The sequence below is a fragment of the Priestia sp. 179-F W1.4 NHS genome, assembly GCF_045369295.1.
GTDB classification, from domain to species: domain Bacteria; phylum Bacillota; class Bacilli; order Bacillales; family Bacillaceae_H; genus Priestia; species Priestia zanthoxyli.
In genome coordinates, this window is the sequence record NZ_JBIQFF010000031.1 from 1 (window position 1) to 9,093 (window position 9,093).

8 protein-coding genes are annotated in these 9,093 nt (G+C 34.2%); 1 reads left to right on the forward strand and 7 read right to left on the reverse strand.

The window, feature by feature from the left end; genetic code table 11:
* Window positions 1-108: 108 nt before the first annotated feature.
* The 7 genes from ACH0CI_RS27545 to nikA form a co-directional block, all read right to left on the reverse strand.
* Window positions 109-723: a VanZ family protein gene (locus ACH0CI_RS27545; RefSeq protein ID WP_154992460.1), complete on the reverse strand. Its 615-nt coding sequence runs from the start codon at window positions 721-723 to the stop codon at window positions 109-111.
* 934 nt (window positions 724-1,657) lie between these two features.
* Window positions 1,658-2,980: an MATE family efflux transporter gene (locus ACH0CI_RS27550; RefSeq protein ID WP_406902596.1), complete on the reverse strand. Its 1,323-nt coding sequence runs from the start codon at window positions 2,978-2,980 to the stop codon at window positions 1,658-1,660.
* Between the two features lie 89 nt (window positions 2,981-3,069).
* Window positions 3,070-3,891, reverse strand: coding sequence for a nickel import ATP-binding protein NikE (gene nikE, locus ACH0CI_RS27555; RefSeq protein ID WP_154974372.1), 822 nt, complete (start codon window positions 3,889-3,891; stop codon window positions 3,070-3,072).
* Window positions 3,892-3,924: 33 nt separating this feature from the next.
* Window positions 3,925-4,752: a nickel import ATP-binding protein NikD gene (gene nikD / locus ACH0CI_RS27560; protein ID WP_406902597.1), complete on the reverse strand. Its 828-nt coding sequence runs from the start codon at window positions 4,750-4,752 to the stop codon at window positions 3,925-3,927.
* Window positions 4,753-4,768: 16 nt separating this feature from the next.
* Window positions 4,769-5,602: a nickel ABC transporter permease subunit NikC gene (gene nikC / locus ACH0CI_RS27565; protein WP_406902598.1), complete on the reverse strand. Its 834-nt coding sequence runs from the start codon at window positions 5,600-5,602 to the stop codon at window positions 4,769-4,771.
* Window positions 5,602-6,543, reverse strand: coding sequence for a nickel ABC transporter permease subunit NikB (gene nikB / locus ACH0CI_RS27570; RefSeq protein ID WP_154974378.1), 942 nt, complete (start codon window positions 6,541-6,543; stop codon window positions 5,602-5,604). The genes nikC and nikB overlap by 1 nt, the downstream gene beginning before the upstream one ends.
* Window positions 6,544-6,559: 16 nt before the next feature.
* The gene (gene nikA / locus ACH0CI_RS27575) at window positions 6,560-8,185 is read right to left on the reverse strand and encodes a nickel ABC transporter substrate-binding protein (protein WP_406902599.1); all 1,626 of its coding nucleotides are present in this window, start codon (window positions 8,183-8,185) and stop codon (window positions 6,560-6,562) included.
* Between the two features lie 622 nt (window positions 8,186-8,807).
* On the opposite strand from nikA, the gene ACH0CI_RS27580 reads away from it, so the two are divergent.
* Window positions 8,808-9,093, forward strand: a 286-nt coding sequence (locus ACH0CI_RS27580) for a GerAB/ArcD/ProY family transporter (protein ID WP_406902600.1), incomplete at its 3' end; no start/stop codon positions are given.

Consider the following 9,093-nt stretch of genomic DNA (forward strand, 5'->3'; position numbering starts at 1 on the left):
GGATGGAGATCATCTTCGCGTCTAGATGAGTAGCGTTAGCTACACTGTAAGAAAGCGACTTCTTGTCGCACCATAATGTAGCTTATAGGAATAAAAAAAGGCAACTAGCTACATAGTCGCCTTTTTTTGTCTTACTGGTTTACTTATTAAATACTGAATGATTAAAAGAACCACATAACCTATAACTGTACCAAACGTGTTGAGTAGAACATCATCAATATCTGAGCTACGACCTATAAAGTATTGAATAAATTCAATTAAACATGTAACAGATAAACCTAAAATTGTTACTTTCTTAATGGAATGATATTTTCTCCAAATAAGGGCTACGAAAAAGCCTAAAGGTGAAAATAACATAACATTTGCAGTTAAATTTAAAAGTGATACGCTGTTCCATTCATCGACATTTGTATTTGTTTGAAAGAAGTATTCGTAAAGGGTATGAAAAGGTAGGATATTTACATGAGAAAGCTCATTTGTAAAATAAATATCAAAAAAAGGTTCTCCAGTATCTGTAACAATACCCGCATTCCAATTTGGAACAATGGTTTGGGATGCCAAACCAATAAGATATAATACAAACACACCTAAAATAAGTTCCTCTTTAAAAGATGTTATCTTTCTTTTCTTTTTTAAAAAGATAAAACGAAACCCTACATAAAAGGGTAATGCAGCTAAGATATACCCCAGCATATCTTCTACATATAAAATAATTAAACCCATTAAAGCTATTTCAACACCAATCTATTCTAAAATGACAAGCCCACATTATACCATTAAATTAAATAATAGGTAATAACTATCTACTAAATGAAAAGCTAGTCAACATAATCGACATTCTAGGAAATAGCGAAGCCTTAAATAAGTTAATTTAAGACTTCGCTTGGGTAGACTACACTTCTATAATCTAAGGTGACTAAGCATTGTTTTAGTCACTTTTTTTATCTAATCTAATGTACATAAATGCAAAAAATAATAGCAATGCAATACTAACAGGGAATACAATGTAGGAATTTATAGACTGGCTTACACTAGATTTTAGGGTGTAACTATAAATGCAGTATGCAATTCCAGTAATAGCTATTAATACTTGATATGTTCTTTTCTTATTAAACATAGGTATATTTCCTTTTCATTTACTTTTTTCAAAATTTACCCAATTGTATCATATACGTTTTATTAATGAATGACATTGTTTAGAAATAGAATTAACTTAATAAAATAAGAAAAAAAGCACCTATTTCTAAAATGCTTGCTTTGTATATCTATTAATATACATCCTCTCAAAAGTCATTGTAAGGACTTAATTAAATGGTGTCCATGAAACTATACTAACTCCAAACTAGACCACCAGGATTTAGAGATATAAAATACCATATTGTAGATAGGACTTGTATTTTTCTACATTGTGTGTAAAAGATATAACTTTTTTAATAAATACTTTATCTATTACTCTTACATATAAAAATAATATTGTATGTCTTTTCGATGAAAGGTAAATATCATTCATATAAACCGATGCATACTAATGTTTAACTGTATTATGGGAGACAATATAATGAGTGAATTCACTATAATTATTTAATCCCCAAAAGGGGACTAGCTTCAATATATGTAAATGTAGATAATTCTTGATTTCTAGCTAAAGTATCTTCATTTAAATAATTATTAATTCCTTTAATTGCAACAATTTTTTATTTAGTTTAGGGGTATACATAACTAGAAAGGCGGACCTTCCAATAGTATAGATAACAAAAGCTAGCCAAAGGCCATGATTATGCCAGATAGGAGTTATTATAAGTTGAACAATTACATATAAAATTGTTGCGTAAATCATAGAGTTCCGAACTGGTGCAATTTCAGTTGCTCCTGTAAAAACTCCGTATAGGACAAGTCCAAAACAAGCAGCGAACGGATAGACAATAAGCCATGAACTGTATTGTAATGAAATTTCAATAATACTAGGTAGACTTGTAAACAGTCTAATAATAGGTTCTTGAAAAATTGTATATAAACTAGATATAACGAAAGCTGTTATTAACGACCATTGTCTAGATAAAGTAAGGGTTTTCTTATATAACTCTTTATCATTTGACCCTATTGATTTACCAACAAGAATACTTGAGGCATTCGCGAAACCATCAAAAAGATAAGCCATTATGTAGTGAATTTGAAATAATACAGCATTCGCAGCTAGAAATTCTGTACCAAACGAAGCACCTTTTGCTGTAAACATATTAATAACAATTAGTAAACAAATAGTCCGGATAAATAAATCTTTGTTAACATTAAACATCTTGTTCATAGAACGTGTATCCAGGAGCGACTGAACTGAGGGCAACTTCCATTCAAACGGAGAAGCTTTCCAAACAATAAATACACCTAATACAAAGGCTGAAACTTCTGCAATTAAGGTAGCCGTAGCAACTCCTTGTACACCAAAAGAAAGAACATGAACAAAAAGAAGAGCTAAAATCATATTTAAAACATTTGTTAGTATCTGTAAACATAAAGCTTGTTTAATCCTAGCCATTCCCATTAGCCAACCAAGAATAACGTAATTCATTAACGTAAAGGGTGCTCCCCATATTCTAATTCTAAAATATTCTATTGCAAACTTACTTACGTCAGCATCGGGAGAAATCACTAGAAGGGCTGCGTGTTCAATTGGCCATTGTAAAAGAATAAAAATCACCCCTACTGTTACAGCTAATAAAAACGGGCGACATAAAGCAAGGACTCCTTTATCAGGATTGCTTGCCCCATTTGCTTGTGCAGCAAAGGCGGACGTACTAACGCGTAAAAAGCCAAATAACCAATATAATGTATTAAAGATGAGCGTTCCTACTGCAACTCCTCCAATGTAAGCTGGACCTGGAAGTTGTCCAACAACAGCAGTATCTAAGGCGCCTAGTAGGGGCGTAGTCATGGTTGAGATTGTTAGAGGAATTGCTAAAGTAAGGTATGTACGATGATTCATCCAATTACCCTCTTTCTATATGGTGAAAATAAAAACAATAGCCTCGATTATATAAATAAAATCGAGGCCTTGCTATACATATATATGCATTAAAGCGTACCATTTCTTGTTCCAATTGAACGAAACCGCGGATGCTCTGCAAGTATAGAGCTTCTCATTTCCTTCACTATAGGGTGTTCTGAAGTAAAGAAATCATTTTTTGAATTATAATGTTCAATTAATTCTCCTTTTTCTAATACACCCAATGTATCGCTAATAGTATAGGCAGCTTTAATGTCATGAGTAATAAAAAAATACGATAAGCCAAATTCTTCTTTCAATTCCCTTAGTAGTTCTAAAATTAGGGTTTGAGTAACCATATCTAGACTGCTTACGGATTCGTCTAAAACGATAAGCTTTGGTTTTAAAGCAATAGCCCTTGCAATATTGACTCTTTGCAGTTGGCCACCACTAAATTGATGTGGATATTTCTTTAAGTCCTTTTCACTCAGCCCAACTTTTTCTAACAATTCAATCACAGTTCGTTTTTGTTCACCTGATGTTAGTTTTTCATAGTTTTCTAACGGTTCTGCAATGATGCGTTCTGCTGTCATTCTAGGATTGACTGCTGAGTGTGAATCTTGAAAAACAACCTGAAGATCACGCTGGAGTTTCTGCCGAGTATGCTTATCTGCATTGTAGATATCATGTCCTTGAAAGAGAACCTGTCCGTATTGTGGCTTTTGCAAACCAAGAAGTACTTTTCCTAAAGTGCTCTTACCGGCTCCACTCGTACCAAGTATTCCTAAGCAGGTTCCTTCTTCAATAGAAAAGGTGATATCTGAAAGTACTTTTCTAGAACGATTCTTCCATTTAAAAAATGTTCGGTTTTCGTAGCTATGAGTGACTTCATTTACTTGTAATAAACTCACTTGTTCACCTCTTATAAAAACCCTTATCCTATATTAAATTAAGTTGATAACAGGTTCATCTAAATATATTTTTGGCCTTGCATTCAGTAATTTCTTCGTATACTCATGCTGGGGAGCATCAAATAGTTGAAAAACATCTGCTTTTTCAACTATTTTTCCATGTTGCATAACGGCTACTTCATCTGCCATTTCAGCAATAACTCCTAAGTCATGAGATATTAACAAAATCGCCGAACCATAATCAGAACGAACTTTGTCCAAATGACGCAGTACTTTCTTCTGATTATTGACGTCTAATGCAGTTGTCGGTTCATCAGCAATAATAATAGCTGGATGGAGGCTTGCTGCAATAGCAATCATTACTCGTTGAAGCATACCCCCACTCAGTTGAAAAGGATAGTATTTCAAAAGCTTGTCAGGGTCAGGTAAATTCACTTGTTTCATTGACTCAATCGCAAGCTCTGTTGCCTGTTTTTTATTCCAATTCGTATGAGAGCGAATAGTCTCAACAAATTGGTGTCCAATAGTAAAAACGGGCGTAAAAGCATTCATTGGATTTTGCATGATAAAGGCTATATCCTTGCCACGAATCTTACGCATTTCTTTTTCGATTAAACCGTTTAACTCTTGTCCTTTTAGCATTATGCTTCCTTCAATTGTTGTTTCTTTAGGATTAAGAAGCTGAAGAATAGACATACTCGTAATCGTTTTACCACAACCACTTTCACCAATAAGACCGAGAATCTTTCCAGTCTTTAGTTCGAAATTTATATCTTGAACAAGATCTGTAACACCATTTTTGGTTTTTAATTGAACATGTAAATCTCTAACTTGTAACACTTTTGACTCTTCTGTTCCCAACTTTCTTCATTCCTTTTCAAAATCGACGTTTGACACCGTAACGTTCTGATAACGCTTCGCCCAATAAATTGAATGTAACAATGACAAGCATAATAGACAAGCCCGGATAAAGCATAAGTTCCGGGTTCGTCCGAATATATGATTTTCCTTCGTGAATCATTGCCCCCCATTCAGGTGTAGGAGACTGAACGCCTAATCCGAGAAAAGACATAGCCGATATATCCATGATAGCCCATCCCATTTCCAGCGTACCCATTACGACAAGTGGAGGTAGCACATTTGGGATAATATGATTTTTAATGATTTTCCATTGCGAAGATCCACTGATCTTCGCAGCAGAGATAAAGTTTTGTTCTTTCAAACTAAGAGCCATTCCTCGAAACATCCTTGCGTAATAAACCCATTGCACAAGCATCAAAGCTAAGATAACTTGCGGGAGTCCAGGTCCAAATATACCAACTAATCCTAGGACAAGGATTAGGCTTGGAAAAGCCATAACACCGTCGCAAAATCTCATTAAAACATGGTCAACCCAACCACCTTTATAACCTGAAAAGGTACCAATAAGTAAACCAATTACTAGTGATGAAATGAAGATAAGCATGGCAAAACCTAATGAGATGCGTGCTCCATATAAAATACGTGATAGGTTACATCTTCCTAAATGGTCGGTCCCTAATGGAAAATCCCAGTTTGGAGACTGCAATTTATAAGCCAAATTGACAGCGATGGGATCGTTCGGTGCAACCCAAGGGGCTACTATAGCGATGATAAAGAGAATACCTAATATAGTTGAACATATGGGAATCACTCTTTGATTTTTAAATATCATACGTATACTTGTTACCATCAATGCTGTCCTTCTTTCCTTGAAATACGCGGGTCTATATACATTTGAATTATATCTACTAGTAAGTTACTCAAAATAAATAAAATGGCTGCTATTAGTACATAGCATTGAATAACAGGAATATCACGATTAAAGATAGCCTCAATGAAATAACGACCAAACCCAGGCCAAGAAAAAACCGATTCAACAATAATTGTACCTGTAAGTAATTTCCCAAGGTTCATTCCAAGTCCAGTTATCATTGGAGAAATAGCAATTCTAAGAACATGCTTCACCATAATTGTTTTTTCCTTAAGCCCTCTAGTCCGAGCAAACAGTACATAGGGCTCTTGTAAGTTTTCAAGAACACTGGAACGTAATAGCCTTGTATACATTGCTATTAAAGGTAGAGCTAGTGTAATAGAAGGCAGTACGAGATGCTGCCATGTCCCAATTCCCTCAACTGGAAAAAGATTAAGCTTAACAGAAAAGAAGAAAACCAATATATAGCCCAGCCAAAAAGTTGGAATAGATGCACCAAAAAAGGAGAGTAATCGACTAAAATGATCGATAGCGCTTCCTTTCTTTACTCCCGCCAAAAATCCAATAGGCACGCTGATGAGCACGGCTATTAATATACTTGCTAGAGCTAGTTGGATAGTGGCTGGTATTCGATATATAACTTCATCCCATACTGGCTTATTTGAAACGTAAGATATGCCAAAGTCAAGTTGGCATATCTTCAAAATAGAATTTGCATATTGAACAAGAAATGGTTGATCTAAACCAAACTCATGTCTTTTTTGAGCTAAAATCTCATCAGTCTGTTGGATATGTGCTGCTGTTAGATAAGCTTCAGCTGGATCAACTGATGAAAGGTGAACCATTCCAGTCGTGAAAAGTGCGGCCAATAGAAAAACGGGAATAATGGACATAATTCGTTTTAGTATATAATTGCCCATGGAAACCTCCTGCTAGTTACTGTTTGATGCTAATTCCTGTGAATGGATTTTCATCACGATTAGCAGGGAAATTAAAGTTCGTTACATTTTTTTGATAGATGACTGTTTTCTTCATATATGAAATAGGAATAATAGCTCCTTGGTCTTGTATTGACTTTAAAATAGATGAATAAAGTTGTTGGCGTTCTTTTTCATCTGTGGTTTGTGGAACCTTTACCATTTGTTTGATTAACTCATCTTTATTTGGATATGCTGAAATAGCTTCATTAAACCCAAACCCTTTTGATGCGACAATGTTTAAAAATGTATGAGGATCGTAAGGAGCCCCATAATTACTAAAGAAATTAATATCAAATTTATTATCTTTAAAACGCTGGACTTGATCTGCTAATTCAACTCCCTCAATGTTTAATTTAACTCCAATTGCCGCCCATTCAGACTGAAGAGTTTCAGCCATTGCTTTTTGAATTGATTCTGCTGAATCATACATCAAGTCAATCTCAAGTAACTTTCCATCTTTTTCACGAACTGTTTTTCCTTTAGGAAGTTTCCAACCGGCTTTGTCTAATAAAGTCTTTGCTTTTTCTACATTATAATTTACCAACTTTACATCTACATCTTTCGTGTAAGGTAGATTTGTAGGTAAGATATGGTCTGCTTTTTCTTCTAAACCTGAAGTCACTCCTTTAACCAATTCTTCTTTATTAAAGCCATAATGTAGGGCTTGGCGTACACGTTCATCTGAAAGCTGTTCTCTCTTTGTATTCATAACAAGCTGTCTTGTAGCAATTGGTTCAGAAACCCTAGTTTCATATTTTCCAGTAGACTTTAGTTGCTTAAATGTATCTAGACTGACAACTCCTTCTCCATAAACCATGTCCAAGTCACCTTTTTCAAATGCGAGTACTCTCGTTTCCGCATCTGGAATAACTTTAACTTTGATTTTTTCTACTTTTGGAATCTCCCCCCAATAATTTTCATTTCGTTTATAGATAGCATATTCGTCTGTTTTATAATCTTCTAAAATCCATGGACCTGTACCTACCGGTTTGACAATACCCTTTGATGTATCTCCATCTTTAGGAAAACCAGATTTCCCCAAGAAACGAACTGGTCGAACTACAGCTAGTTCCTGAATTGTTGGATAATAGGGTTCAGTCAATGTTAATTTGAAAGTATTTTTATCCACTACTTCTGTTTGAGCTATTTTTGTAATGAAACCCAACCAACTATGTAATTCTTTATTATTCAAAATAGTGTCAAAATTCTTTTTAACAATTTCTGCATTAAAGTCTGTTCCATCGGAGAATTTTACACCTTTACGTAAATGAAACGTGTATACTTTACCATCCTCAGAGATTTCCCATGACGTAGCTAGGTTTGGTTTTATTTTACCACCGTCTTGATAGCTTACTAATGGCTCATATACCATAGATTGAGCAAATAATTGTGAAGGATTATAGACATGTGGATTCATTTCTCCTACATCTCTTGGCCAAGCAATTGTAAGCATGTCATCATGCTTTCCTTTCGATGTTGATTCCCCATTATTAGTGTTCGAACAACCAACCAATACTGCCGACAAAATTAAAATAAACAAAACAAATAATTTAATATTCAGAATACTATTCCCCTTCGACATAACGCTGTCTCCTCCTTGGTGTTGATAATCATTTTCAATTGTAAGCAGGATCCGTATTCTTGTCAATGTAATATTAAAGTCCTTATTTCATTAGTGTTATGTATCCGTCAAAATAACATTTCAATGCACGCTATAAAGAAAAAATTCAGGATGAAAATAACAAAAAAACTCTTTTATATAGAGTTTTTACTCATAATTTATAAAATAAAATTCAATAGTTTTTTCCCTTTGAGAATCTCTTTTCTCACAAATTTGAACTACATATCTTTCGAGTATATTATCGGATGGTACATAAATACTACAGTGTAGAAGATACTAATTAGAAAAAGCTGGAACATAAACACCAAACAACTATAGAAGGGAAAGGAAACTTGTGAGCAACCAAAAATGATTTTTTCACTTTTACTATTTACTATCATAGCCTTAGTTACAGAATCACCTAATTTACGAAAAAAGAATACTAAAAAAGAACGATGGATCTTTCTAATTTTTATGTTTTTGGGTATGGGATTAACCATTTTATACACGCTACAGCTTCCTATTCCTAACCTTTTAGATGTACTAACATCAATTTTTAACTATCCAAACACTCTTTTACCATAAGAACGCCCAAAGAAAAGTGGTGACTATACTGATAAATAACTCATATAAGGTGACTAATATCCAGATTAGCGCCCTCCAATTCTTCATTCTTTCTATCCTCTTTGTAGTAGGAGATGCCATTTTATATGTTCCTTCTCTAATTGTTCAAGGAGCTTCACATACTATTTGGATTGCAGGACTAATTGGAATTGCGGAAGCAATTCTTTTATCTCTTTTATATGCCCTTGTCAGTAAACAGTTTGCTAATAAAGGTTTTTTTCCTTATTTAGAACTAACATATGGAAGATGGCTAGGGAGAGTTCTTT

Bases quoted from the DNA above. Each gene is read 5' to 3' on its own strand.
- nikB (WP_154974378.1), bottom strand. From the start codon at position 6,543: ATGGGCAATTATATACTAAAACGAATTATGTCCATTATTCCCGTTTTT.
- ACH0CI_RS27545 (WP_154992460.1), bottom strand. From the start codon at position 723: ATGGGTTTAATTATTTTATATGTAGAAGATATGCTGGGGTATATCTTA.
- nikA (WP_406902599.1), bottom strand. From the start codon at position 8,185: ATGTCGAAGGGGAATAGTATTCTGAATATTAAATTATTTGTTTTGTTT.
- nikC (WP_406902598.1), bottom strand. From the start codon at position 5,602: ATGGTAACAAGTATACGTATGATATTTAAAAATCAAAGAGTGATTCCC.
- ACH0CI_RS27550 (WP_406902596.1), bottom strand. From the start codon at position 2,980: ATGAATCATCGTACATACCTTACTTTAGCAATTCCTCTAACAATCTCA.